The following is a 22,683-nucleotide window of genomic DNA, read 5'->3' on the forward strand; positions in this document are numbered from 1 at the left end:
CCTCTCGCGGGACCGCAACACCGATCAAGCGAGACCTGCGGACTTCCCTGCATCATGGTCGCGCTTCGAACGAGAACGCCATGAACCCAGCCCAACGCGCGCTCTGGTATGTCGAGAGCCATCTGGCCGAGCCGATCACGCTCGACGAGATCGCTGCGGTATCGGGCGTGTCGCGGTTCCACATCGTGCGCGCGTTTGCCGCAGCCGCCGGCCTGCCGGTGATGCGGTACGTGCGCGCGCGGCGGCTGACCGAGGCGGCGCGCAGTCTTGCGAACGGCGCGCCGGACATCCTGTCGCTGGCGCTGGATGCGGATTACGGCTCGCACGAAGCATTCACCCGCGCGTTCCGCGACCAGTTCGGCACCACGCCCGAAGCGGTGCGGGCCGCGCGATGCACCGCCCATCTCAGTCTTCAGGAGCCGATCCTCATGGACTCAACCATCTCCGACAAGCTCGCCACCCCGCGCTTCGAAACCGCAAAGGCCTTCCTCGTCGCAGGCATCAACGAGCGCATCTCCTGCGACAACGGCGCGGCCATTCCGGGACTGTGGCAGCGCTTCCATCAGGAGGTCGCCGACATTCCCGCGCGCATTGGACCGGTCGCCTATGGCGTCTGCTGCAACGGTGACGATGCCGGCAATTTCGACTACATCGCAGGCGTCGAGGTCGCCGATTTCTCCGAGCTGCCGCGCCGTTTCGGCCGTATCCGGATCCCCGAGCAGCGCTATGCGGTGTTCACCCACGCCGACCACGTCGCCTCGATCAGGCGCACCGTCAACGCGATCTGGAATCAGTGGCTGCCGGCCTCCGGCCTGAAGGCTGCCGATGCGCCGAACTTCGAACGCTACGACGAGAAATTCGATCCCGCCACCGGCAATGGCGGCCTGGAGATTTGGCTACCCGTGCGAGATTAGCGCGCAACGCTGGCATACCATCCCGCTTGCTTGGCAAGCCCCGGCGACTTTGTCATAACCGCGGGCAATCTTGCGTGTGGGGGCCCGTGCCGGACATCCCGTGCAAGTCAAAACAACAAGTCATAACAAGCAGCCGGGAGGGTCCCACATGTCCAACGTCCGCGTTCTCGCCACCGACCTCGAATTTCCCGAAGGGCCGGTCGTGATGCCGGACGGCTCGGTGGTGCTGGTGGAAATCCGCGGCCAGCGCCTGACCCGAATCCATCCCGACGGCCGCAAGGAGATCGTCGCGAAGATTCCGGGCGGTCCGAACGGCGCAGCCCTCGGCCCCGACGGCAAGATCTACATCTGCAACAATGGCGGCTTTTCCTGGATTCCGACCCGCAACATGATCATGCCCGGCCCGCAGCCGGACGATTATCTCGGCGGCTCGATCCAGCGCGTCGATCTGCAATCCGGCCAGATCGAAACCGTCGTGACCAAATGCGGCGAGCACGATCTGCGCGGGCCGAACGATCTGGTGTTCGACAAGCAGGGCGGCCTCTGGTTCTCCGATCTCGGCAAGCGCCGCGCGCGCGAGATGGACGTCGGCGGCATGTATTATCTCAAGCCCGGCATGAAGGAGATCGTCGAGGTCGTGCACGGCATATTGCCGGCTAACGGCATCGGTCTGTCGCCGGACGAGGCCACCGTCTACATCGCGGAGACGCCGACGGGTCGGCTCTGGGCCTACGAGCTCTCCGCGCCCGGCACGCTCAAGCCGCGCGACGTGATCTATCGCGGCGAGCGGGGCAAACCGATCTGCGGCCTCGGCGGCTACCAGATGTTCGACTCGCTGGCGGTCGAAGCAAACGGCAATGTCTGCGTCGCCACCCTCGTCTCCGGCTGCATCTCGGTGATCGCGCCGGATGGTACCCTGGTCGAGCAGGTCCCGACCGGCGACCGCGTCACCACCAACATCGCCTTCGGCGGCCCCGAGCTGAAGACCGCCTACATCACGCTGTCGGGCAAGGGCGAGCTGATCGCCATGGACTGGCCGCGCGGCGGTTTGCCGTTGAATTTCCTGAACAAGTGAGCCAAGCCGTCATTGCGAGCGAAGCGAAGCAATCCAGGAATGCGTCCGCGGTGACAGTCTGGATTGCTTCGCTGCTCGCAATGACGTGACGCAAGGAGAGATATTCGATGCCCTGGCCTGATCCCATCACCCTGCGCGGACAGCACGCCCGTCTCGAGCCACTGTCGAAAGAGCATCGCGAGGGGCTGGTGGAGGCCGTGAAGGACGGCAATCTCTCCACCATCTGGTACACTGCGATCCCGACGCCTGATAACATGACTAAGGAAATCGATCGCCGCCTTGGGCTTCAAGCCGCGGGCTCGATGCTGCCGTTCACGGTGTTCGACGCCGGCGGCAAGATCGTCGGACAGACCACCTACATGAACATCGATGCCGCCAATCGCCGCGTCGAGATCGGCTCGACCTGGTATGGGAAGAGCGCGCAACGCGGTCCGCTCAACACCCAGTGCAAGCTGTTACTGCTCACCCACGCCTTCGAGACCCTGGACTGCATCGCGGTGGAATTCCGCACCCACTTCTTCAACCACCAGAGCCGCAATGCCATCGAGCGCCTCGGCGCCAAGCAGGACGGCATCCTGCGCAGCCACCAGGTCGCGCCGAACGGCACGCTGCGCGACACGGTGGTCTACAGCATCACCGCCGCCGAATGGCCGACGGTGCGAACGCATTTGAATTATCAACTCAACGACAAGCCGCGCTAGAGGCGGCCGAGGCACCATGGACAGATTTGATTATGTGATCGTCGGCGCGGGCTCCGCCGGTTGCGTGCTCACCAGCCGGCTGAGCGAAGACCCCAACACCAGCGTCTGCGTGCTCGAGGCGGGCCCGAGCGACTGGCACCCCTACATCCATCTGCCGGCCGGCTTCATCAAGACCTTCCACATGAAGAGCATCAACTGGGCCTACCAGCAGGAGGTCGGGCCCTGGACCGGCGGGCGCAGCATCTACGCGCCGCGCGGCAAGACGCTCGGCGGCTCGTCCTCGATCAACGGCCACATCTACAATCGCGGCCAGCGCATGGATTTCGACACCTGGGCGCAAATGGGCAATCGCGGCTGGGGCTATGCCGACGTGCTGCCTTACTTCCGGCGGCTGGAGAAACGGGTCGGCGAGGGCGAGGACATTTATCGCGGCCGCGATGGCAATCTCACAGTCACCACCATGAACTGGCGCGATCCGCTCTGCGAAGCCTTCATGGAAGGCGCGGTCTCGCTCGGTATCCCCCGCAACCCCGATTACAACGGCGCGAAGCAGGAGGGCATCTCCTACTGCCAGCGCACCATCGACAAGGGCCTGCGCGTCTCCGGCTCGACCGCGTTCCTCAAGCCGGCGATGAAGCGGCCCAACGTGCATGTGCACACCCACGCGCACGCGACCGAGATCATCTTCGAGGGCAAGCGCGCCGTCGGCGTACGCTATATGAAGGGCGGCTCCGGCGGCACGCCGGTCGAGGTCCGCGCCAACAAGGAAGTGATCCTCTCCGGCGGCACCTATAATTCGCCGCAGCTGCTCCAGCTCTCCGGCATCGGCTCGCCCGATTTGCTGGGCGCCCACGGCATCCCAGTGCGTCACGCGCTGCCGGTCGGCGAAGGCCTGCAGGACCATTACGCCCCGCGCACGGTCGCGCGCGTGAAGGATATCAAGACCATCAACGAGCTCCGCCGCGGCTTCTCGCTATGGATCGAAGCGCTGAAATGGGCGACCGCGCGCAAAGGACTGCTCTCGCTGTCGCCGACCATGGTCTATTGCTTCTGGCATTCCGGCGAGAGCGCCGACTCGTCCGATCTCCAGCTCACCTTCACGCCGGCGAGCTACAAGGAAGGCGTGCAGGGCCAGCTCGAGGACGAGCCCGGCATGACGGTCGCCTCCTGGCAGCAGCGCCCGGAGAGCCGCGGCTATGTCCGCATTCGCTCGTCTGATCCGTTTGCGCCGCCGATCATCCAGACCAACTATCTCGACGCCGAGCTCGACCGCCGCGTCATCGTCGGCGGCATGAAGCTCGCGCGCAGGCTCTTGAAGAGCGCGCCGCTGTCGCCCTATTATGCTTACGAGGATTTCCCCGGCCCCAACATCAACACAGACGACGAATTCCTCGCAGCCGCCACCGAGCGCGGCACCACCACCTTCCACCCCGGCTGCACCTGCCGCATGGGCCCGGCAGATTCGACCTGGGCTGTGGTCGACGACCAACTGCGCGTCCACGGCCTCGAAGGCCTCCGCGTCATCGACGCCTCGGTGATGCCGCGCATGATCTCGGCGAACCTCAACGCCTCCACCATGATGATCGCGGATCGTGCCTCCGACCTCATCCGCGGCAAGCAGCCGATGGAAGCCGCGCGGGTGCCGGATGCGGCGGTGGCGTGAGGCAAACTACGCAGTTTGTGCACGTCGCCGTTCCCGCCCTTTGTCACTGCGCGAGCGCTGGTGGTAGCCGTCCCGAAGGCCGGACAGTCGATCAGATGCGGCCCCGAACTGCGAATGCCTGCTACAGCCCCTTGAGGGGACATTGCCAATGAGACCAGTCAGGTCCGAAAACGCTACAGGGAGACTAATTCAGTAGAGCCTGAGCGGAAATGCTTGCCCAATAACTGCTATAGTCGCCGCATCGGTGACGTGCGGTGGCCGCGGAAGGCTTTGCACGTCGGGGGTATTGGCCCGGACGAGTGGTGAAGACATTGGGGCTTGCTGCAAAACAGACGGTCATTTTGGCGCGCCCGCCGCTCGCAAGCGGCACAGACGGCATTTTGACTGTCGGAGTGGCGCTGGCCTATTTTCTTACCGCGAGGCTGAGCCTTGCATTGCTGGACCCGACCGATGGTGTCGCCGTATTCTGGCCAGCGGGGGGAGTGGCCTCAGGGATTTTGATTGTCCTTGGTCCTGCATCACAGCTGCCTGTCGTCTTCGGAGTGGCAGCTGCAACGATCGCGGCCAACCTGCTAGGCGATCGCAACATCTGGAGTTCGCTGTTCTTTGCTGTCACGAACGCCGGTGAAGTCGTCATCATCGCGGGCCTGATTCACCGCTTTTGTGGATCTCCATTCGAGTTGAATGAACTGCGCAGGGTACTGGCACTATTTGCCGTAACCGGTATTGCAACGAGCGTCTCCGGCCTTGGTGGTATAGCAATATTTGCGCTGTTTCACGGGTCGGCTGCGTCACCAGCGGTGATCTGGTTTCACTGGTTCTCATCTGCCGTGATTGGGGTTATTGCGGTGACGCCGCTCGCAATCGGGCTGGCGTCCTTGGCGCGCAACCCGCCGCCGCGGTGGGAGGCTGCGGAGGGCGTTTTGGCCCTAGGCGTGGTGTCCCTCGTATGCGCATTGGTGGCTTTCTTGCCCAATGAGCCCTGGACCGCGGTGCTGGCGGTGGGCGCACTCTGCCCGCTTCTGATCTGGATCGCAGCCCGCCTTCGTCCAGCGTTCACCGCGATTGCCACGTTCTTCTGTTCGACCACGGTCGTCTGGACCACAACCTTCACAATCGGCATTTTCGGGGACCCACGTCTGTCGACCGGAGAGCGTGTGCTGACGGCCCAGGCCACCATCCTCGCGATCACCCTAGGTGCTCTGGTGCTTGCGGCCCTGTTTAGCGAGCGCAGGCTTCACCATGACGCCATTCTGGAGAGGGAGTCCCGATTGCAGGACGCTTTGGAATCGGCAAAATTGGCCGATCGCGCCAAATCGAGCTTTCTTGCTGCGGCAAGCCATGACTTGCGCCAGCCATTGCAGACCCTGAAACTTCTGCAGGCAGCGCTTGAATCGCATCAGCCAATCGGTGAAGCGCGCGATCTTGTCGCTGACATCGGAAGCTCGCTGGATACCATGACCAGCATCCTCTCCAGCCTGCTCGATGTGAACAAGCTGGACTCCGGAAACCTGCGTCCATCCGTGAGCGAGTTTTCGCTAAGTGATATTTTCGAGCCGCTCGCTAAGGATTTCGCCGCATCTGTGCAGGCAAGGGGACTCCGACTGCGCGTTGCGCGTTCCGGCCTCATCATCCGCAGCGACAGCCGCATGCTTGCGGAGATGATCCGCAATCTCTTGTCGAATGCGGTCCGATACACTGACCGGGGGCGAATCCTGCTTGGATGCCGACGAGTCGGCGACAAAGTTCGCATCGAGGTCTGGGACAGCGGCGTCGGTATCACCGAAGACCAACTTCCGCACATATTCGATGAGTACTACCGAGGCACCGATGGCGCCGAGCGAGGCGGCTTTGGGCTGGGCCTTGCAATCGTCAAACGGCTTGGAGAAATCCTGGATCACAGGGTTGAAGTGCGTTCCGTGCCGGGGAAAGGTACACGGTTTTTCATCGAGGTTCCGCGCGGTCAATCCGGCGTTAATGTGCCGGAAGCGGCGTCCCCGGTGCGTCCTTGCGATGATGCCTTCCTGGGCAGCGTTCTCGTGATCGAGGACGAGGCGTCCGTGCGCTCGGCGCTCCGGAGATTGTTGAAGGCGAGAGGGATTGAAGCCACCATCGTTGCAACGGCGGGAGAGGCCTTGACACTAATCAAAGAACAGGGTCTGCGCCCGGATGTGCTTCTGTGTGACTACAATCTTCGTGGCTCGTCGGATGGCATCGAAACCGTTAGGCGCCTGCGTGTCGCCCTTGGCCGGAACCTACCGACCGTCGTGATGACGGGCGACACCAGATTGCAAACGGTGAACCTGATTTCCGCCCAAGGTATCGCTGTCCTGATCAAGCCCTTCTTGGCCGAAGAACTTCTAGACGCTCTACGAGGCCAGCAGAAGCTAGTAGCCACCGAGAGGACATCATACCATTCAGTTGCTGGGCTACCGCAGCGCTAATGATACTAAATGATATCCGCGATGTCCGTTCACGGAAGGCGAAACTCCTTGTTGGTTGGGCCCTACTGACTCTCAGACCTGCTTGATGGCGCGCATCGTGTCGCGGTGACGACATAGTGCGTCCGGGCGCTGGTGGCTGGGCCAGTTCGTGCGGGGACCGCGCGACCTGCGCAGTTTATGTAAGCAACCAGCGTGTGCTGCTGAGCCGGGGCCCCGTCGGGCAAAACACCGCCACGCCGTCAATCCCATCTCGCAAAAATATTCTACTTTACCGAAATTCGGAATTGCGGCATAAGTCGACGCAGCCCGGCCCGACGAAGAGGGGCGGTTCGCGAGTCGTTCGAAACGCGGGCCGGGTTGCGGTGGACGCGACAGCGTCGCGTACGAGAGGCCGAGGGCAGGGCGGATTGCTCTCCGTGAGCCCGGGGCTTCGTGCGGACGAGCGGCGCTGTGTGCGTACGGCAAAACCGTGTGGTCCTGGCCGTCGTTGCTACGGCCAAGTCTTGGCGGATGCGGCATTCGCGTCAACCGGCGTGGTGTCGGCAACTTTCGCTGGAGCGAGGGAGGCCAGAACGAACTCGGCTCCCGGGAGATCACGGCATAAGCCGTCCAACCATTGCGCAGGGAAGGCCGTGTGTTGGGCTTCACCTGTATGCCGCTGTGCAGTCCTTTTGCGCTACATGCGCACAGCGGACCGTGGGTGCCAGCCGGCACCCGGCCTTCCCTGCGCCCTCTTTTTTACGGGGCGACGGAGAGAGCATAGCTCGGGCGAAATGCGTCGCGAGGATGCGAAGGCGTGTCTGCGATTTGAAATGTGAGTTGGAGAATGACGTCGATGCCCCTTGCTCCGTCATTGCGAGCGCAGCGAAGCAATCCAGTCTGTCACTGCGGAGGGATTCTGGATTGCTTCGCTGCGCTCGCAATGACGAGGTAGAGAGAGTGAGAAAATGTCTCCCCAACGTCGTCCTGGCGAAAGCCAGGACCCATTACCCCAGGAAGTGGTTTGGTGGGCGGTACATGCCCCGGAGTCTTTTCGATGGATCACGCGGTATGGGTCCTGGCCTTCGCCAGGATGACACCGGTGATTTGGCCGATTGCCCGCCCGCAACTCAGAGGGGTCGAACCTACACTTCCCGTCGGCTCAGAAACGCCAGCCGCTCGAACAGATGCACGTCCTGCTCGTTCTTGAGCAGCGCGCCATGCAGCGGCGGGATCAGCTTGCGCGGGTCGCGCTCGCGCAACTGCTCCACGCTCATGTCTTCATTGAGCAGCAGCTTGAGCCAGTCGAGCAGCTCGGAGGTCGACGGCTTCTTCTTCAGGCCGGGCACTTCGCGGACCTCGAAGAAGATGCGCAGGGCTTCTTCGACCAGCCGCTTCTTGATGCCGGGGAAGTGGACGTCGACGATCCGGGTCATGGTGTCGGCGTCGGGGAATTTGATGTAGTGGAAGAAGCAGCGGCGCAGGAACGCGTCCGGCAGCTCCTTCTCGTTGTTGGAGGTGATCATCATGATCGGGCGCTGCTTGGCCTTGATCGTCTCGCCGGTCTCGTAGACATGGAATTCCATGCGGTCGAGCTCGAGCAACAGATCGTTCGGGAATTCGATGTCGGCCTTGTCGATCTCGTCGATCAGCAGCACCGGGCGCTGCTCGGCGGTGAAGGCATCCCAAAGCTTGCCGCGCTTGATGTAGTTCTTGATGTCGGACACGCGGGCATCGCCGAGCTGGCTGTCGCGCAGGCGCGACACCGCGTCGTATTCGTAGAGGCCCTGCTGCGCCTTGGTGGTGGACTTGATGTGCCAGGTCAGAAGCGGGGCGTTCAGTGCCTTCGCCACTTCCTCCGCCAGCACCGTCTTGCCGGTGCCGGGCTCGCCCTTGATGAGCAGCGGGCGCTCCAGCACGATCGAGGCGTTGACCGCGACCTTGAGATCGTCGGTCGCAACATAGTCCTTGGTGCCGGTAAATTTCATTGCGCGTCCTTGTTGGTCGTCGGCCGGGGCGCTGGCCCCGGTCGCGACATGGGAACGGCCGCGCGTGGCGGCCGTTCCTGGTTCGGTCAGGCTTTCAGACCCGTTTTATCAGCGAAAGGATGACGAGCACAATCACCGCGCCGATCGTGGCATCCACGATGGCCCCGACCGTGCCCGTTGCGAGCTGGATATGCAGTTGAGGCAGAATCCAGCTCGCCACGAGTGCACCGATGATGCCGACGACGATGTTGCCGATCAGCCCAAATCCCGCCCCATGGACAATCTTGCCGGCAAGCCAGCCTGCGATCGCGCCGATGATGAGCGCTGCGAGAATTCCCATTGCAAACGTCCCCAAAACAACCCCGCGAGACCGCCAATTCTAGAGCAAAAAGCCTCCCGGTCCGGCGCAGAGCGATGGCCTGCGCCCCTTGACGTTCGCCCCCCGACGGGCAATCTGTCACCCATGTTCCTGCAATTCTTCACTTCTCTGCGCGATGCGCAGGTCCCCGTGACGCTGCGCGAATACCTCACGCTGATGGAGGCGCTCGACGCTGACCTCGCGGACTACTCGGTCGAGAATTTCTACTATCTCTCGCGCACCTCGCTGGTGAAAGACGAGCGCAACCTCGACAAGTTCGACCGCGTCTTCGGCACCGTCTTCAAGGGGCTGGAAAGCCTGCTCGACGCCATGGAAGGGGCCGAGATCCCCGAAGAGTGGCTGAAGAAGCTCGCCGAGAAATACCTGACGGACGACGAGAAGAAGCAGATCGAGGCCATGGGCTGGGACAAGCTCATGGAGACCCTGAAGAAGCGCCTCGAGGAGCAGAAGGGCCGCCATCAGGGCGGAAGCAAGTGGATCGGCACGGCCGGCACCTCGCCGTTCGGCGCCCACGGCTACAATCCCGAAGGCATCCGCATCGGCCAGGACAAGAACCGCAACAACCGCGCCGTGAAGGTGTGGGACAAGCGCGAGTTCAAGGACCTCGACGGCAATGTCGAGCTCGGCATTCGCAACATCAAGGTGGCATTGCGCCGCCTGCGCAAGTTCGCGCGCACCGGCGCGCCTGATGAGCTCGATCTCGACACCACCATCCGCGAGACCGCCAATCACGGCTATCTCGACGTGCACATGCGGCCCGAGCGCCGCAATGCCGTGAAGCTGCTGGTGTTCTTCGACATCGGCGGCTCGATGGACGCGCATATCGAGCAGGTCGAGGAGCTGTTCTCGGCGGCGAAGAGCGAGTTCAAGCACATGGAGTATTTCTACTTCCACAACTGCCTCTATGAGGGCGTGTGGAAGCAGAACAAGCGCCGCTTCACCGACCGCACCCCGACCTGGGACGTGCTGCATAAATACCCGCACGACTACAAGATCGTGTTCGTCGGCGACGCCTCGATGAGCCCTTACGAGATCATGGTGCCCGGCGGCTCGGTCGAGCACGTCAACGAGGAGCCCGGCTCGGTCTGGCTCGACCGCATCATCCGCACCTATCCGCATTCGGTGTGGCTCAATCCTGTGCAGCAGAAGCACTGGGATTATTCGGAATCCACCACCATCATCAAACGCATCTTCGCCAACCGCATGTATCCGATCACGATCGAGGGGCTCGAGGGTGCGATGAAGGAATTGACGCACTAGCTGTTGTCATTCCGGGGCTCGCGTAGCGAAGAGAAGGGAAGACACATGGCCCAGACCATCACCCGCGGCATCAAGGCGCTGATCGACGAGGCCAATGCCGAGATCGAGACGCTCACCGCCAAGGACGCCATCGAGATCTCGAAGAACGGTGACGTCGTCATCGTCGATATCCGCGATCCCCGCGAGATCGAGCGTGACGGCCGCATCCCCGGCGCGTTCGCCTGCACCCGCGGCATGCTCGAATTCTGGATCGATCCGCAGAGCCCGTATGCGAAGCCGGTGTTCCAGGAGGACAAGAAGTTTGTGTTCCATTGCGCCGGCGGCTTGCGCTCTGCGCTCGCCGCCAAGACCGCGCAGGACATGGGCCTCAAGCCCGTCGCCCACATCGCCGGCGGCTACGCCGCCTGGCGAGACGCCGGCGGGCCGACCCAACAGTGGGAGCCGAAGAACAAGGGGTGAGGGCCTCGCTCTCTCCACTCGTCATTCCCCGCGAAAGCGGGGAATCCAGTGCGCCGCGGCCTATCGGTTGAAGCACAATCGTCTCGGCGTACTGGATCGCCCGTTCCTGGTGCGCAATTGCGCACTGCCGGGCGATGACAGCGGAATTTGCCGCGATCAACCTCTCTCGCGCCGCGCGCGCACCGTAATGACTGCAAGGAAAAGCCGATGACCACCCCCACCGATCCTCTCGTCTCCACCGAATGGCTGGCCGCCCACATCAACGATGCCAACGTCAAGGTGCTCGACGCCAGCTTCAAGCTGCCGGGCGTGCTGCCATTGCCGAAGGACGACTATCTCGCCGCGCATCTGCCGGGCGCGGTGTTCTTCGACGTCGATGCGGTCTCGGACCATTCCAACCCGCTGCCGCACATGTATCCGAGCGCCGAGCAGTTCGGCCGCGACGTCGGTCATCTCGGCATCTCCAACGCCGACACTGTCGTGATCTATGATGCCGGCGGCTGGGTCGCCGCTCCCCGCGCGTGGTGGATGTTCCTGGCTTTCGGCCATAGCAATGTCCGCATCCTCAATGGCGGCCTGAAGAAGTGGCGTGCCGAAGGGCGTGCGACCGACACTGGCGAGACGAAGCCGAAGCCGGCGACGTTCAAGGCGAGCTACGATTCAAAACGCGTGCGCAGCATGCAGCAACTGATCGCCAACGTCGAAAGCCGTGCCGAGCAGGTCATCGACGCGCGCGCCGCCGACCGGTTCGAGGGCCGCGCGCCTGAGCCGCGCGCGGGCATCCGCTCCGGCCATATCCCGGGCGCGCGCAACGTGCCCTACAATCTCCTGTTCGACGCAGCGACCGGCACGATGAGGCCGCTCGACGATCTCCGCGCCGCCTTCGCGAACGCCGGCGTCAAGCTCGATGCGCCGATCGTGACGAGCTGCGGCTCCGGCGTCTCGGCCGGCGTGCTGACGCTGGCGCTCTATCGCCTCGGCATCACCGACACCGCGCTTTACGACGGTTCATGGTCGGAATGGGGGCAGGAAAAGGGACCGCCGATCGCGACGGGGCCGGCGTAACCCTACTGGCGTGCGCGCGCGGTCGTCGTTGCGGCGAGCGTGGGTTGCGGCTGCCCGAACGGATCGAGCTGCTGAACCGGCGGCGGTGGACGCCGGACGATGCGGCGGCGCTTCTTCACCCGATGCGCCCGCGGCTTGGTCGCCTTGCTCTCCGGCGAATTGCTGTCGGCCTTAGAGTCGGCCTTGGCCTTCGCCGGCGGATCCTTCCAGGCCGTCGTCGCCGGGTCGTTCAATGCGGCGAACTTCGCGCTCGCCATGTCGAACGTGGACGAAGCCGAGGCTCCGTTGGGGGCGGCAGGTGTTGGTTTGCTCGTGAGAGCGATCGAAACGGGCTTGGCCTCGGCGATGGATGCGCTGGCGTCGGCCGGAGTGAGCGTGTTGCTTGAGGCTGGCGCCGCGGCGTCCGTCGTCGTCTCGGCCTTGGCATTGGCCGGTTCGGCCGGGACCTCAACCGAAGGTGCAACGACTTGCGGCTGACCGTCGGTCCCGGTGGTCACCGCCGCGACCTGCTCGGGCTCGCTAACCGGCAATCCGATCGTCGGCACCCGGTCACGCAGCGACGGCGCGACCTCGGTCGCCTCCGGCTCGGCGCGGAGGGCCGCGAGCACCGGCTGGGCCGGTTCGGGAGCTTGGGCAAACACCTGCTCCTGCGGACCATTCCGCCAGGAGGGGTTGCTGACATACTGTTCGTGGCTCGCCCGCAGCAGCGCGGCGGCGCCCAGGCCGAACACCAGGATGGAGGCTGACAGCAGGATCGCGGCAAACAGGAAGCGAAAGCCGGGAAGCATCGAGGGATTGCGAATTTCCGCCCCGGCGGCGAAGTGGCCAGGGCCCATGAGCCATCTGAACGCGGTGACGGTACTGCTTGCCGCGTTCGCCACGCGGGGGATCGAAGCTCAAAACGGGAGGCGAATCAGGCTGATTCGAACATACCGCAACGATTCCGCGCTGTTCCGTAAAAAACGGAGCCGGCGACTCCGGCGATCTCGGGCGTGGCCTGATTTTCGTCCCGTGATGCAAGGAGGCAACGGTAGTCTTGCGGATCACAAATCGGCAAATCAGGCACAAATCCGCCTGTCATGTCTTGAATGTGCCGCTATCTTCGGTCATCTGGCCGTTAACGGTCCGGACGGGGCCCGGGGACTATACAAGAGCGATGATGATCAAACATTTTCTGACGATATGCGCTGCCGCAACAGTCGCTGCGGCGGGAACCTCGCTCGCACAGGCCCAGAGCTATCCGGTCCAGCAGGCGCCGAGCTATGGCGCGCCGGCCGAATATCGCCCCGGCGACCGCACCCCGAATTTCGACGCACTGGATGATGAAGACGACGGGATGCCGCAGGCTGCCCTGCCGCCGCCCGGCCCGGATCCGCGCTACGGCCGTCCGCCCGGCGCTCCCCCGGTGTATTCCGCCGCGCCGCCGCAAGGTCCGGTGATGTCGCCCGATGATCCCCGTTATGGCCGTCCCGCGGGCGCTCCCGTCTACTCGGCCGCGCCGCCGCAGGGTCCCGTGACGTCACCTGACGATCCGCGCTACGGCCGCCCCGCCGGTCCGCCCGCAGTGATCTACGCCGATCGTCCGGGTCAGGCGCCCGGCAGTGACGGCCTGCGTCCGCCCGAGGCGGTCGGTGGTCCCGCCGCGACCGGAACGGTCCAGGCTGGGCAGCCGCCCGTGGGTGCCGACGGCCGACCGATGGCGATCGCGTCGCTCCCGCCCGAGGAGCAGCCCGACGCCGCTCCGGCGCAGCTGCCGCAGAACCTGCGCCGCCAGGAAGTCTCGCTTGCGACCAAGGAGCCGGCCGGAACGCTCATCGTCGATACCCCGAATACCTATCTTTATTACGTGCTCGGCAGCGGCCGTGCGATCCGCTACGGCGTCCGCGTCGGTCGCGACGGCTTCACCTGGACTGGCGTGCAGAAGATCACCCGCAAGGCCGAGTGGCCGGATTGGCATCCACCGACGGAGATGATCGAGCGCCAGCCCTATCTGCCGCGCTTCATGGCCGGCGGCCCCGGCAATCCGCTCGGCGCTCGCGCGATGTATCTCGGCTCGACCGTCTACCGCATCCACGGCACCAACCAGCCCTCGACGATCGGCAAATTCGTGTCCTCCGGCTGCATCGGCATGCTGAACGAGGACGTCTCCGACCTGTTCGATCGCGTCAAGGTCGGCACCCGCGTGGTGGTGATGCCGGGTGGTCCGCCGCCGGGAACTGCGACCGCATCCGCCGCGCCCATGCCCGGCGCTGCCGGCCCCGCGCCGATGGCCGCGCAGGCCGGCCCGGTCGGAGGCACCCAGCCGACGGTGGTGCCGCCGCTGCCCGCGCCCGTCACCGTGCGCTAAGCGCTGCGAGACAATTCAGATCGCAATGGGCGTGCCTTGGCACGCCCATTGTCGTTTCAGGCCAGTTTCCGCGGCAGCTCGCTGCCCTTGGTGAAGGCATCGATCGCCTCGACCATCTGGCCGTAATGGATGCGCAAGCCGTCCTCGGTGGCGTAGCCGAGATGTGGCGTCAGCACGAGATTGTCGAGCTTGCGGAAGGGATGGTCCGTCGGCAGCGGCTCGACCGAGAAGACGTCGATGCCGGCGCCTGCAATCTTCTTCTGCTGCAACGCCTCGAGCAGCGCCTGCTCGTCCACGATCGGCCCGCGCGCGGTGTTGACGAGGAATGCCGTCGGCTTCATGCGCGCGAGATCGGCAGCCCCGACCAGCCCGCGCGAGCGCTCGCTCAGCACCACATGGATGCTGACGATATCGGCCTTGGCGAACAGCTCCTCCTTGGTGGCGTAGCCGACACCGGCGTCCTTGCACTTCTCCGGGGTCAGGTTCGGGCTCCAGGCGATCACGTTCATGCCGAACGCCTTCGCGATATCAGCCATCTTGCTGCCGAGCTTGCCGAGCCCGACGACGCCGAACGTCAATCCCTCGATCTCGACGCCGGCAAAGGCCTGCCAGGGCTCGCCCGCATGCATGCGCGCGTTCTCGCGGCCGATGCCGCGGGTCAGTTCCAGGATCAGGCCCATGGTGAGGGGCGCGGTCGGATCGCGCGAATATTGCGTGCCGCCGATCGTGACGCCACGCGCCTTGGCGGCCTCCATGTCGATCGAGGCATTGCGCATGCCTGATGTCAGCAGCAGCTTCAGCTTCGGCAGGCTCTCGAACAGGCTCTTCGGGAACGCGGTGCGCTCGCGCATCGCGCAGACAATCTCGAAGTCGGCCAGCGCGCTCGCCGTGGCCTGCTCGGAGGCGAAGGGGTGGCTGAACACGGTGACGTCGATCCGGTCGGACAGGCTTTGCCAATCGGCGACATCGAGGGCGAGGTTGAAATAGTCGTCGAGAATTGCACAGCGCAGCCGCGTCATCAGCGTTCATCCATGGCGAGAGGTGGAACCAGGCCATGGTTGCGCGCAATCAGGACCGTGCGCAAGCCGTTCGCGTCTTCAAAAATCCGACAGGTGATAGAGGCTCAGAGGTCGCGGGGCTTGAGCCGGAACGGCGCATTCATGCCGTGCTTGGCGCGCCAGGCGGGGCCGGGGCCGCGCATATAATGCAGTTCGGGCCTGTAGGGGTTGAAAGCGGTGGCGAAGAAGCGCTTCCAGAAGCCCTTGATCTCGGAGGCGAACGCGGATGCGCTGCCGGCTTCTGCCGGAACGGGAAGGGAATGGGTCTCGATCATGGCCATGACGCTGTCTCGCTGTGCTCCCGTTCATTCTGAGCGGGTGGCGCTGTTTCCGCGCGAAACCGAGCTTTGGCCTGATTTATTAAAAGATGGTTTCAATTGTCCGGATCGGCGGCGGGATGGTGTCCGTCCCGTATTCGTCCGTGGTGAACGGAGGGAAAACATTGCCCTTTGGGGGCGGGATCGCTACATCGGCGGCAAGCAAATTTCCTCAAATCGAAGGTTTTCGGGACCGATGGCGCGCCAGTTCATCTATTTCATGCAGGGCCTGACCAAGAGCTACCCGACCCGGAAGGTGCTCGATAACATCCATCTGAGCTTCTACCCGGACGCCAAGATCGGCGTGCTCGGTGTCAACGGCTCGGGCAAGTCGACGCTGCTCAAGATCATGGCCGGCCTCGACAAGGAGTATAACGGCGAGGCCTGGGTCGCCCAGGGCGCCCGCGTCGGCTATCTCGAGCAGGAGCCGCATCTCGATCCGGCACTCAGCGTGCGCGAGAACGTCATGCTCGGCGTCGCCAAGCAGAAGGCTATCCTCGATCGCTACAACGAGCTGGCGATGAACTATTCCGAGGAGACCGCCGACGAGATGACCAAGCTGCAGGATGAGATCGAGGCCCAGGGCCTCTGGGATCTCGACAGCAAGGTCGACCAGGCCATGGATGCGCTGCGCTGTCCGCCCGACGATGCCGACGTATCGAAACTCTCCGGCGGTGAGCGCCGCCGCGTCGCCCTGTGCAAGCTGCTGCTCGACCAGCCTGAGCTGTTGCTGCTGGACGAACCGACCAACCATCTCGACGCGGAGTCGGTGTCGTGGCTGGAAGGCCATCTGCGCAACTATCCCGGCGCGATCCTGATCGTCACCCATGACCGCTACTTCCTCGACAACGTCACGAGCTGGATCCTCGAGCTCGATCGCGGCAAGGGCATCCCCTACGAGGGCAATTACTCGTCTTGGCTGCAGCAGAAGCAGAAGCGGCTGGAGCAGGAGGGCCGCGAGGACGCTGCGCATCAGAAGACGCTGGCCCGCGAGCAGGAATGGATCGCGTCCTCGCCGAAAGCCCGCCAGGCCAAGTCCAAGGCGCGCTACCAGCGCTATGATGAACTGCTGAAACAGGCGAGCGAAAAGCAGACCCAGACCGCGCAGATCACGATTCCGGTGGCCGAGCGCCTAGGTCAGAACGTGGTCGACTTCGAAGGGCTCAGCAAAGGTTTCGGCGATCGCATGCTGATCGACGATCTCACTTTCAAGCTGCCGCCCGGCGGTATCGTCGGCGTGATCGGCGCCAACGGCGCCGGCAAGACCACGCTGTTCCGGATGATCACCAAGCAGGAACAGCCGGACAAGGGCACCATCACGGTCGGCGAGAGCGTTCATCTCGGTTACGTCGACCAGTCGCGCGACGCGCTCGATGGCAGCAAGAACGTGTGGGAGGAGATCTCCGGCGGCAACGAGCTAATCCTGCTCGGCAAGAGGGAAGTCAATTCACGCGGCTATTGTTCGTCGTTCAACTTCAAGGGCGCCGACCAGCAGAAGAAAGTCGGCGCGCTCTCCGGCGGCGAACGCAACCGCGTGCACCTTGCGAAAATGCTGAAATCCGGCGCCAACGTTCTGCTGCTCGACGAGCCGACCAACGACCTCGACGTCGACACCTTGCGTGCGCTCGAAGAGGCGCTGGAGGATTTCGCCGGCTGCGCTGTCATCATCAGCCATGATCGCTGGTTCCTCGATCGCATCGCGACCCACATCCTGGCCTTCGAAGGCGACAGCCATGTCGAATGGTTCGAGGGCAACTTCCAGGACTACGAGAAAGACAAGATGCGCCGCCTCGGCCAGGACAGCATCATTCCGCATCGCGTGAAGTACAAGAAGCTGACGCGGTGATCTCAGCATGAAGTGGCGGGTGCTCATAGCTGCGGTGATCGTGATCACCTGCGGCCTGTCGCCCGCCCGCGCTGCCGATGCCGCCTTCACACAGTTCATCGCCTCGCTCTGGCCGGAGGCGGAGGCCGCGGGCGTGTCGCGCGCGACGTTCGACCGGGAGACCCGCGGGCTCGAGCCGGATTACAAGCTGCCGGATCTGATCCTGCCGGGGCGGCCAGCGACCGGTGCGCCGTCGCAGGCCGAGTTCGTGCAGGTGCCGGCCGACTATGTCAGGGAAGCCTCGATCGCGCGGCTTGCGGGCGAGGGGCAGCGGCTGCTGCAGAAATATCGTCCCGCGCTGACCGAGATCGAGAAAAACTCCGGCGTGCCCGCCACCGTCATGCTGGCGATCTGGGGCCGCGAGACCGACTACGGCCGCTACACGCTGCCTTACGACCTCGTGCGTGTGCTGGCGACGCAGGCCTATGTCGGCCGCCGCAAGGATACCTATCGCAACGAGTTCATCCTCTCGCTGAAAATTCTCGGCGACGGCGTGGTGACACGCAAGGACATGCGCTCGTCCTGGGCCGGCGCGACCGGGCTCACGCAATTCCTGCCGTCCGAATATTACAAGCACGGCGTCGATTTCGACCGCGACGGCCGCATCGACATATGGCATTCGGTGCCCGATGCGCTGGCCTCCGCCGCGCAGCAGCTCGTCAACAAGGGCTGGCAGAGCGGCGTGCGCTGGGCTTACGAGGTGCAGGCACCGGCCAAGGTCGATTGCACTGCCGGCGTGCCCGAGGTGACGAAGCCGATCGGTCAGTGGCTGCGCGAAGGCTTTGTACCGGTGCGGGGACAAAAGCTCACTGCCGCCGAGCAGGCGCAGCCCGCCTCGCTGTTGCAACCGGAAGGTATCTACGGCCCGTCCTTCCTGACCACGAAGAACTACTTCGTCATCAAGGAATACAATTTCTCCGATCTCTACGTGCTGTTCGTGGGCCATCTCGGCGACCGCATGGCGAGCCCGCAACCGTTCGCGACGCCGTGGTCCGCCTCGAAGCAATTGCGAACCAAGGATGTCGAGGCGATGCAGCGCGGGCTCACGCGCGTTGGGCTCTACAAGGACAAGATCGACGGCAAGGCCGGCATGCAGACACGCGCTGCGCTCGGCGCCTACCAGAAGTCGGCAGGCCTCAAGGTCGATTGCTGGCCGAGCGAAGAGGTGCTGCGCTCGATCCAGGCGACGCGATAGGCGCAGGGCTGGCTAAAAGAAAAAGCCCGGCCGAGGTGCTCGGCCGGGCTTCGATCGCGGCGCTCGTGAACGCCGTGCGATCAGATCAGTAGCAAACGCGAACCGGGCGAACGGTCCAGCCGTAGCCGTCCCAGTAGCGCTGGCGCTGCCAGTAGCAGGGCGGGGGCGGCGGGCCGGGCTCTGCCACATAAACCGGTCCGCCATAGGCGGGACGGCTGGACGCGATGGCGCCGCCGACGATCGCGCCGCCGATCAGGCCGGCTGCGATGCCGGCGCCGACGCCGTCATGGGCTTGGGCGGACGGAGTGGCGGTCACCAGCGAACCGGCGATCGTCGCAACCGTGAGGGCGGCAACTAAAGTCTTCTTCATACTCTTGGCTCTCCTGAGAGATGGATGCTCCTTGTTAGGAGCGTCCGGGGTTCAAAGGTTCACGCAGACTCTGATGGAATTGGCCTTGCAGCTAGGAAGCGCGCAAATGGTCAATCCGCGGTAAACGCACACGGAGCTGTGACGAGAAAAAGCGGTCTTTTTCAGGCCCGGAGATGAACGGCGCATCCGCAATGAACCGGCTTGGAGCGACTTCAGCCACAGACTCTGGCGCGGCGGACGCGCCAGGCATAACCGTCCCAGAAGCGCTGCTTCTGCCAGACGCAGCCGTTGCCGTAATAGTCGTCGGCGACGTAGCCCGGGCCCGGTGCGTAGTAGCGCGGCGGATAGTAGCCCGGGCTATATCCCGGACCATATGCGTAGCCGGGGCCAGGGCCGGGTCCGTAGTAGTACGGAGAGGCCAGCGCCCCACCGACAATGGCGCCGCCAATGATTCCGGCTGCCACGCCCGCCGCGACGCCGCGTTGCGCCTGGGCGGGTGTAACGGCGCTAAGGGCCACGGCGGCGACGGCTGCGAGTGCCGGGAGCGACTTCTTCATTGGCTGACCTTTCGAGCAAAACACGCGGGAACTCTTTGAGGGTAAAGTTCCATACTTCGTTTGAATGATCAATGAACGGCACCTTTGCCGGGGGCGACCAATAAACATGGACCGCAGCTCAGCCAGGGGAGGGCGATGATGGGCAACGCGATGATAAACGCTCTGATTGCTGCCGGGGTCGTCTTCGCGATCGGCTACGGCTGGATCACCCATCTCCAGAACCGCGGCCAGCGGCGCTCCCGCGCCGGGACCGGCGGCGATGGCGGCGGCGACACCGTCACGGGCACGAGCGACGGCTTCTCGTTGGGGAGCTGGTTTTCCAGCGATAGTTCCGGAAGCTCGACCGACAGCGGCAGCTGTTCCAGCAGCGATGGCGGCAGCAGTGGCGGAGATTGCGGGGGCGGCGGCGATGGTGGAGGCGGCGGCGACTAGGTCCGCCGCACAATCTTGATCCAGCGCAAGCCGCTATTTTAGAGCCGATCTAGGCTGTTTCCGGGCCAGTTTGGAATAGCTTCAAATACCGCTTTTTCCTTTTGCATCCGGGCCGCCCCTTAAATATCGATGATGGCGCATCACCAAAAGGGCCTGCCGCTTCCATGATCGTTTGTTCCTGTAACGTGCTGAGCGATGACGACATCCGCGCCGCCGTCGCCGAGTCCGACGACGCCGTGCGCCATGCCAAGCAGGTCTATGGGTGTCTCGGCTGTAGCGCCGAATGCGGCCGCTGCGCTCGGACGATCAAGACCATTATCGACGAAGCGCTTGGCCCCTGTGCATCGTCCTGCTGCTCCGGCTGCCCGCACAACCACACTGTGGCTGCCAATGACGAAACGGCCCAGCCGGCCGAGTTCGCCCTCGCGGCCTGCTGAAATCTTCCGCAACCCTGGCTGAGCTTTTCCCCGGCTGCGTCCCCGTAGCCGGTTGCCCCAGTCTTTAAACTCATTTAGAAGCGTTCTAAATTCGGTTGACGGCCGATTTGGACTGCAAGAGCTGGAGTGAACCATGCAGGGCGACGCAAAAGTTATCGACTATCTCAACAAGGCACTGCGTCACGAGCTGACTGCGATCAACCAGTACTGGCTGCACTACCGCTTCCTCGACAATTGGGGCCTGCGGGACATGTCCAAGGTGTGGCGCAAGGAGTCCATCGAGGAGATGGAGCACGCCGACAAGCTCACCGAGCGGATCCTGTTCTTCGACGGCTTCCCGAACATGCAGGTGCTCGATCCCTTGCGCATCGGCCAGAACGTCAAGGAGATCATCGAGTGCGATCTCGCCGCCGAGATGAGCGCACGGGCGCTCTACCAGGAAGCGGCGACCTACTGCCATAGCGTCAAGGACTACGTGACACGCGACCTGTTCGAGAAGCTGATGAGCGACGAGGAGCACCACATCGACTTCCTCGAGACCCAGCTCGACCTGATCGGCCGCATCGGCCTCGAGCTCTATACCCAGAAGCACGTCGGCGGGCTCGAGGGCGAGGGGCACTAGGTCCCTAACTCCGCACTCTCCATTCGTCATGGCCGGGCTTGTCCCGGGCATGACGGCCGTGTGCGTTCGAAAGCCCGGCTATAGCTGCGTCTTGTAGAGCGCTTCCACCACGTCCTGACTCTGCGGCTCACCAAGGCCGGTCTGTTCGTGGACCACCTCGACGATGCTCGGCATCACCGAGCGCGGCACCTTCTCGGATGACCACAGCTTCGAGCGCATCAGTGCCTTGCCGCAGTGGAAATAGACTTCGCTGACGGCGATGTTCAGCACCGCGCGCGGCGACTTGCCAAACTCCACCATCGAGGCGAGCAGGTCCGGATCGGCGGACAGCGTGCCGCGGCCGCCGACGCGCAGCGTCTCGTCGATGCCGGGGACGAAGAACAACAGATGCACGAAGCCCGAGCCTTCGACGACATTCCGAAAACTGTCGATCCGGTTGTTGCCGGAGCGATCCGGCATCAGCAGCTGGTTGGGGCCGGCGACGTGGACGAAGCCAGTGCCGCCGCCGCGTGGTGAGGCATCGACGCTGCCGTCCGCTCCCGATGTCGCGAGCACGCAGAACGGCGACATCTCGATGAATTTCTTCGCATGCGCATCGATCGCGGGGCGCGCTTTCGCGATCACGCGCGGGCTCGGCTGGGCATAGATGGTGGCGAGGTCTTCGGCGCAAAGATCTGTCACGAAGGTCTCCCTGATTGAATGCCTGAGAATATCATCTCTCGGCCCGATCGCTATCCCCTCTTGTCGCGCCGCCACGGCCAGTCGATCACGCCAGCGCAGTACAGAGCCCACCAGATCAGGACCGGCTGAAGCGCCAGCCGCGGCCCGTGGTAGAGCCAGCTGTTGGGGAGCGGCGGAAGGTCGATGCCCTCCAAGGCATGCTTGATGTTTGCCGGCCACACGAAAAGCGCATACAGCGCGAGCGCAACGCCCGCCCACCAACGCAGCGGCTTCGTGACCAGCGCAATCGCGCCTGCCAGCTCGCAGACGCCAGTGATGAGGATGACCTGCGTTGCAAAAGGAACCCAGGCCGGCGTGATCGCAAGCAGCTTGTCGGGAACCCGGAGATGCGCGATGCCGGCCGCGATGTAGAACGCTGCCAGCACAAAGCGCATGACCGCGCGCGTTCTGTCGTTCGCAGGAGCCATCGGCCGAACTAGCACGCGCGGCGCCGAGGCGCTATCGCGGGCTACACCGCATCGGCCGGCACGAAGCAACTGATGATGATGGCGCCGCGGTGACGGACGTACCACACCACGGCCTCGCCAACCGGATTGCCGCGGTCGCGGATGATGGCGCGCTCGGGCACCTCCATCCATTGTCCCTCGATCGGCACCCAATAGGCGCCGCTGCGCACGTCGTACTCGGTGCGATGGCCGTCGGAGACGTCGCAGCAGGGCACGCCGTTCGGTGCGATCACGCTCTTGAACCAGGCGCGGATGTCGGGCGGGACGTGATCATATTGCCCGTTGTCGAACGCGAACGCGGCGCTCGTCAGCGCGGTCAACCAAACGCACAGTACGAGCCTGTGCATGC

General features: G+C 64.0%; 24 protein-coding genes. 14 read left to right on the top strand and 10 right to left on the bottom strand.

Going from position 1 to position 22,683, the window contains the following annotated elements; all coding sequences use genetic code 11:
• The first annotated feature begins 80 nt into the window (after nt 1-80).
• The 5 genes from C7G41_RS26370 (at nt 81) to C7G41_RS26390 (ending at nt 6,797) form a co-directional block, all read left to right on the top strand.
• Complete coding sequence (locus C7G41_RS26370) at nt 81-914, top strand: AraC family transcriptional regulator (protein WP_106945264.1); 834 nt, start codon at nt 81-83, stop codon at nt 912-914.
• Between the two features lie 148 nt (nt 915-1,062).
• The gene (locus C7G41_RS26375) at nt 1,063-1,989 is read left to right on the top strand and encodes an SMP-30/gluconolactonase/LRE family protein (RefSeq protein ID WP_106945265.1); all 927 of its coding nucleotides are present in this window, start codon (nt 1,063-1,065) and stop codon (nt 1,987-1,989) included.
• A 107-nt stretch (nt 1,990-2,096) separates the two neighbouring features.
• Entirely contained in the window at nt 2,097-2,690 is a 594-nt protein-coding gene (locus C7G41_RS26380; protein ID WP_106945266.1) for a GNAT family N-acetyltransferase, read from the top strand.
• Nucleotides 2,691-2,706: 16 nt separating this feature from the next.
• On the top strand, nt 2,707-4,353 hold the full coding sequence (locus C7G41_RS26385; RefSeq protein WP_106945267.1) for a GMC family oxidoreductase: 1,647 nt from the start codon (nt 2,707-2,709) through the stop codon (nt 4,351-4,353).
• Between the two features lie 302 nt (nt 4,354-4,655).
• A complete protein-coding gene (locus tag C7G41_RS26390; protein WP_158268032.1) occupies nt 4,656-6,797 on the top strand; it encodes an ATP-binding protein in 2,142 nt (713 codons plus the stop codon).
• Between the two features lie 1,124 nt (nt 6,798-7,921).
• Here the strand turns inward: C7G41_RS26390 and C7G41_RS26400 are convergent.
• Both C7G41_RS26400 and C7G41_RS26405 read right to left on the bottom strand, forming a co-directional pair.
• Nucleotides 7,922-8,764, bottom strand: a complete 843-nt coding sequence (locus tag C7G41_RS26400) for a MoxR family ATPase (RefSeq protein WP_007600695.1) — start codon at nt 8,762-8,764, stop codon at nt 7,922-7,924.
• 94 nt (nt 8,765-8,858) lie between these two features.
• Nucleotides 8,859-9,104 carry a GlsB/YeaQ/YmgE family stress response membrane protein gene (locus C7G41_RS26405; protein ID WP_007613712.1) on the bottom strand — a complete coding sequence of 82 codons (246 nt, stop codon included), beginning with the start codon at nt 9,102-9,104 and terminating at the stop codon, nt 8,859-8,861.
• Between the two features lie 123 nt (nt 9,105-9,227).
• Between C7G41_RS26405 and C7G41_RS26410 the strand changes: the two genes are divergently transcribed.
• From C7G41_RS26410 to sseA, 3 genes are all read left to right on the top strand, one after another.
• Nucleotides 9,228-10,403 (top strand): VWA domain-containing protein, encoded by a 1,176-nt coding sequence (locus tag C7G41_RS26410; protein ID WP_106945269.1) that lies wholly within the window; start codon nt 9,228-9,230, stop codon nt 10,401-10,403.
• A gap of 45 nt (nt 10,404-10,448) precedes the next feature.
• Nucleotides 10,449-10,862: a rhodanese-like domain-containing protein gene (locus C7G41_RS26415; RefSeq protein WP_106945270.1), complete on the top strand. Its 414-nt coding sequence runs from the start codon at nt 10,449-10,451 to the stop codon at nt 10,860-10,862.
• A 207-nt stretch (nt 10,863-11,069) separates the two neighbouring features.
• The gene (gene sseA / locus C7G41_RS26420) at nt 11,070-11,927 is read left to right on the top strand and encodes a 3-mercaptopyruvate sulfurtransferase (protein ID WP_106945271.1); all 858 of its coding nucleotides are present in this window, start codon (nt 11,070-11,072) and stop codon (nt 11,925-11,927) included.
• A gap of 2 nt (nt 11,928-11,929) precedes the next feature.
• Here sseA and C7G41_RS26425 read toward each other — a convergent pair whose 3' ends face one another.
• Nucleotides 11,930-12,763 (bottom strand): hypothetical protein, encoded by an 834-nt coding sequence (locus C7G41_RS26425; RefSeq protein ID WP_199198635.1) that lies wholly within the window; start codon nt 12,761-12,763, stop codon nt 11,930-11,932.
• A gap of 323 nt (nt 12,764-13,086) precedes the next feature.
• Here C7G41_RS26425 and C7G41_RS26430 point away from each other — a divergent pair, with 323 nt between their 5' ends.
• The gene (locus C7G41_RS26430) at nt 13,087-14,274 is read left to right on the top strand and encodes a L,D-transpeptidase (RefSeq protein ID WP_199198636.1); all 1,188 of its coding nucleotides are present in this window, start codon (nt 13,087-13,089) and stop codon (nt 14,272-14,274) included.
• Between the two features lie 56 nt (nt 14,275-14,330).
• Here C7G41_RS26430 and C7G41_RS26435 read toward each other — a convergent pair whose 3' ends face one another.
• Together C7G41_RS26435 and C7G41_RS26440 are read right to left on the bottom strand one after the other, a co-directional pair.
• Nucleotides 14,331-15,293: a D-2-hydroxyacid dehydrogenase family protein gene (locus tag C7G41_RS26435; RefSeq protein WP_106945274.1), complete on the bottom strand. Its 963-nt coding sequence runs from the start codon at nt 15,291-15,293 to the stop codon at nt 14,331-14,333.
• 104 nt (nt 15,294-15,397) lie between these two features.
• Nucleotides 15,398-15,613 carry a hypothetical protein gene (locus C7G41_RS26440; RefSeq protein ID WP_027519710.1) on the bottom strand — a complete coding sequence of 72 codons (216 nt, stop codon included), beginning with the start codon at nt 15,611-15,613 and terminating at the stop codon, nt 15,398-15,400.
• A gap of 232 nt (nt 15,614-15,845) precedes the next feature.
• Between C7G41_RS26440 and ettA the strand changes: the two genes are divergently transcribed.
• On the top strand, nt 15,846-17,495 hold the full coding sequence (ettA, locus tag C7G41_RS26445) for an energy-dependent translational throttle protein EttA (protein ID WP_027519709.1): 1,650 nt from the start codon (nt 15,846-15,848) through the stop codon (nt 17,493-17,495).
• Between the two features lie 7 nt (nt 17,496-17,502).
• Complete coding sequence (locus C7G41_RS26450; protein WP_106945275.1) at nt 17,503-18,729, top strand: lytic murein transglycosylase; 1,227 nt, start codon at nt 17,503-17,505, stop codon at nt 18,727-18,729.
• A gap of 85 nt (nt 18,730-18,814) precedes the next feature.
• On the opposite strand, the gene C7G41_RS26455 is transcribed toward C7G41_RS26450, so the two are convergent.
• Entirely contained in the window at nt 18,815-19,099 is a 285-nt protein-coding gene (locus tag C7G41_RS26455) for a hypothetical protein (RefSeq protein WP_007600714.1), read from the bottom strand.
• 212 nt (nt 19,100-19,311) lie between these two features.
• A complete protein-coding gene (locus C7G41_RS26460) occupies nt 19,312-19,656 on the bottom strand; it encodes a hypothetical protein (RefSeq protein WP_106945276.1) in 345 nt (114 codons plus the stop codon).
• A gap of 135 nt (nt 19,657-19,791) precedes the next feature.
• On the opposite strand from C7G41_RS26460, the gene C7G41_RS26465 reads away from it, so the two are divergent.
• From C7G41_RS26465 to bfr, 3 genes are all read left to right on the top strand, one after another.
• A complete protein-coding gene (locus tag C7G41_RS26465; RefSeq protein ID WP_106945277.1) occupies nt 19,792-20,088 on the top strand; it encodes a hypothetical protein in 297 nt (98 codons plus the stop codon).
• A 164-nt stretch (nt 20,089-20,252) separates the two neighbouring features.
• Nucleotides 20,253-20,525, top strand: a complete 273-nt coding sequence (locus tag C7G41_RS26470; protein WP_027570626.1) for a bacterioferritin-associated ferredoxin — start codon at nt 20,253-20,255, stop codon at nt 20,523-20,525.
• Between the two features lie 133 nt (nt 20,526-20,658).
• On the top strand, nt 20,659-21,147 hold the full coding sequence (gene bfr, locus C7G41_RS26475; RefSeq protein WP_007600720.1) for a bacterioferritin: 489 nt from the start codon (nt 20,659-20,661) through the stop codon (nt 21,145-21,147).
• Nucleotides 21,148-21,225: 78 nt separating this feature from the next.
• Here the strand turns inward: bfr and C7G41_RS26480 are convergent, their stop codons facing one another.
• Genes C7G41_RS26480 through C7G41_RS26490 form a run of 3 tightly spaced genes read right to left on the bottom strand, consistent with a single transcriptional unit; the run spans nt 21,226 to nt 22,681 of the window.
• Complete coding sequence (locus C7G41_RS26480; RefSeq protein WP_106945278.1) at nt 21,226-21,828, bottom strand: MSMEG_1061 family FMN-dependent PPOX-type flavoprotein; 603 nt, start codon at nt 21,826-21,828, stop codon at nt 21,226-21,228.
• A 50-nt stretch (nt 21,829-21,878) separates the two neighbouring features.
• Nucleotides 21,879-22,295: a DoxX family protein gene (locus C7G41_RS26485; RefSeq protein ID WP_106945279.1), complete on the bottom strand. Its 417-nt coding sequence runs from the start codon at nt 22,293-22,295 to the stop codon at nt 21,879-21,881.
• A gap of 41 nt (nt 22,296-22,336) precedes the next feature.
• Entirely contained in the window at nt 22,337-22,681 is a 345-nt protein-coding gene (locus C7G41_RS26490) for a hypothetical protein (protein WP_106945280.1), read from the bottom strand.
• Nucleotides 22,682-22,683 lie beyond the last annotated feature (2 nt).

Source organism: Bradyrhizobium sp. MOS002 (genome assembly GCF_003020115.1).
Classification (GTDB): domain Bacteria; phylum Pseudomonadota; class Alphaproteobacteria; order Rhizobiales; family Xanthobacteraceae; genus Bradyrhizobium.

What these genes read in the sequence shown, in the direction of transcription:
- C7G41_RS26370 (WP_106945264.1), top strand. Translation starts at nt 81, where the DNA reads ATGAACCCAGCCCAACGCGCGCTCTGGTATGTCGAGAGCCATCTGGCC.
- C7G41_RS26385 (WP_106945267.1), top strand. Translation starts at nt 2,707, where the DNA reads ATGGACAGATTTGATTATGTGATCGTCGGCGCGGGCTCCGCCGGTTGC.
- C7G41_RS26455 (WP_007600714.1), bottom strand. Translation starts at nt 19,099, where the DNA reads ATGAAGAAGACTTTAGTTGCCGCCCTCACGGTTGCGACGATCGCCGGT.
- C7G41_RS26410 (WP_106945269.1), top strand. Translation starts at nt 9,228, where the DNA reads ATGTTCCTGCAATTCTTCACTTCTCTGCGCGATGCGCAGGTCCCCGTG.
- C7G41_RS26485 (WP_106945279.1), bottom strand. Translation starts at nt 22,295, where the DNA reads ATGGCTCCTGCGAACGACAGAACGCGCGCGGTCATGCGCTTTGTGCTG.
- C7G41_RS26380 (WP_106945266.1), top strand. Translation starts at nt 2,097, where the DNA reads ATGCCCTGGCCTGATCCCATCACCCTGCGCGGACAGCACGCCCGTCTC.
- C7G41_RS26435 (WP_106945274.1), bottom strand. Translation starts at nt 15,293, where the DNA reads ATGACGCGGCTGCGCTGTGCAATTCTCGACGACTATTTCAACCTCGCC.
- C7G41_RS26415 (WP_106945270.1), top strand. Translation starts at nt 10,449, where the DNA reads ATGGCCCAGACCATCACCCGCGGCATCAAGGCGCTGATCGACGAGGCC.
- C7G41_RS26440 (WP_027519710.1), bottom strand. Translation starts at nt 15,613, where the DNA reads ATGGCCATGATCGAGACCCATTCCCTTCCCGTTCCGGCAGAAGCCGGC.
- C7G41_RS26425 (WP_199198635.1), bottom strand. Translation starts at nt 12,763, where the DNA reads ATGGGCCCTGGCCACTTCGCCGCCGGGGCGGAAATTCGCAATCCCTCG.
- C7G41_RS26430 (WP_199198636.1), top strand. Translation starts at nt 13,087, where the DNA reads ATGATCAAACATTTTCTGACGATATGCGCTGCCGCAACAGTCGCTGCG.
- C7G41_RS26490 (WP_106945280.1), bottom strand. Translation starts at nt 22,681, where the DNA reads ATGCACAGGCTCGTACTGTGCGTTTGGTTGACCGCGCTGACGAGCGCC.
- ettA (WP_027519709.1), top strand. Translation starts at nt 15,846, where the DNA reads ATGGCGCGCCAGTTCATCTATTTCATGCAGGGCCTGACCAAGAGCTAC.
- sseA (WP_106945271.1), top strand. Translation starts at nt 11,070, where the DNA reads ATGACCACCCCCACCGATCCTCTCGTCTCCACCGAATGGCTGGCCGCC.
- C7G41_RS26465 (WP_106945277.1), top strand. Translation starts at nt 19,792, where the DNA reads ATGATGGGCAACGCGATGATAAACGCTCTGATTGCTGCCGGGGTCGTC.
- C7G41_RS26460 (WP_106945276.1), bottom strand. Translation starts at nt 19,656, where the DNA reads ATGAAGAAGTCGCTCCCGGCACTCGCAGCCGTCGCCGCCGTGGCCCTT.
- C7G41_RS26400 (WP_007600695.1), bottom strand. Translation starts at nt 8,764, where the DNA reads ATGAAATTTACCGGCACCAAGGACTATGTTGCGACCGACGATCTCAAG.
- bfr (WP_007600720.1), top strand. Translation starts at nt 20,659, where the DNA reads ATGCAGGGCGACGCAAAAGTTATCGACTATCTCAACAAGGCACTGCGT.
- C7G41_RS26375 (WP_106945265.1), top strand. Translation starts at nt 1,063, where the DNA reads ATGTCCAACGTCCGCGTTCTCGCCACCGACCTCGAATTTCCCGAAGGG.
- C7G41_RS26405 (WP_007613712.1), bottom strand. Translation starts at nt 9,104, where the DNA reads ATGGGAATTCTCGCAGCGCTCATCATCGGCGCGATCGCAGGCTGGCTT.
- C7G41_RS26450 (WP_106945275.1), top strand. Translation starts at nt 17,503, where the DNA reads ATGAAGTGGCGGGTGCTCATAGCTGCGGTGATCGTGATCACCTGCGGC.
- C7G41_RS26470 (WP_027570626.1), top strand. Translation starts at nt 20,253, where the DNA reads ATGATCGTTTGTTCCTGTAACGTGCTGAGCGATGACGACATCCGCGCC.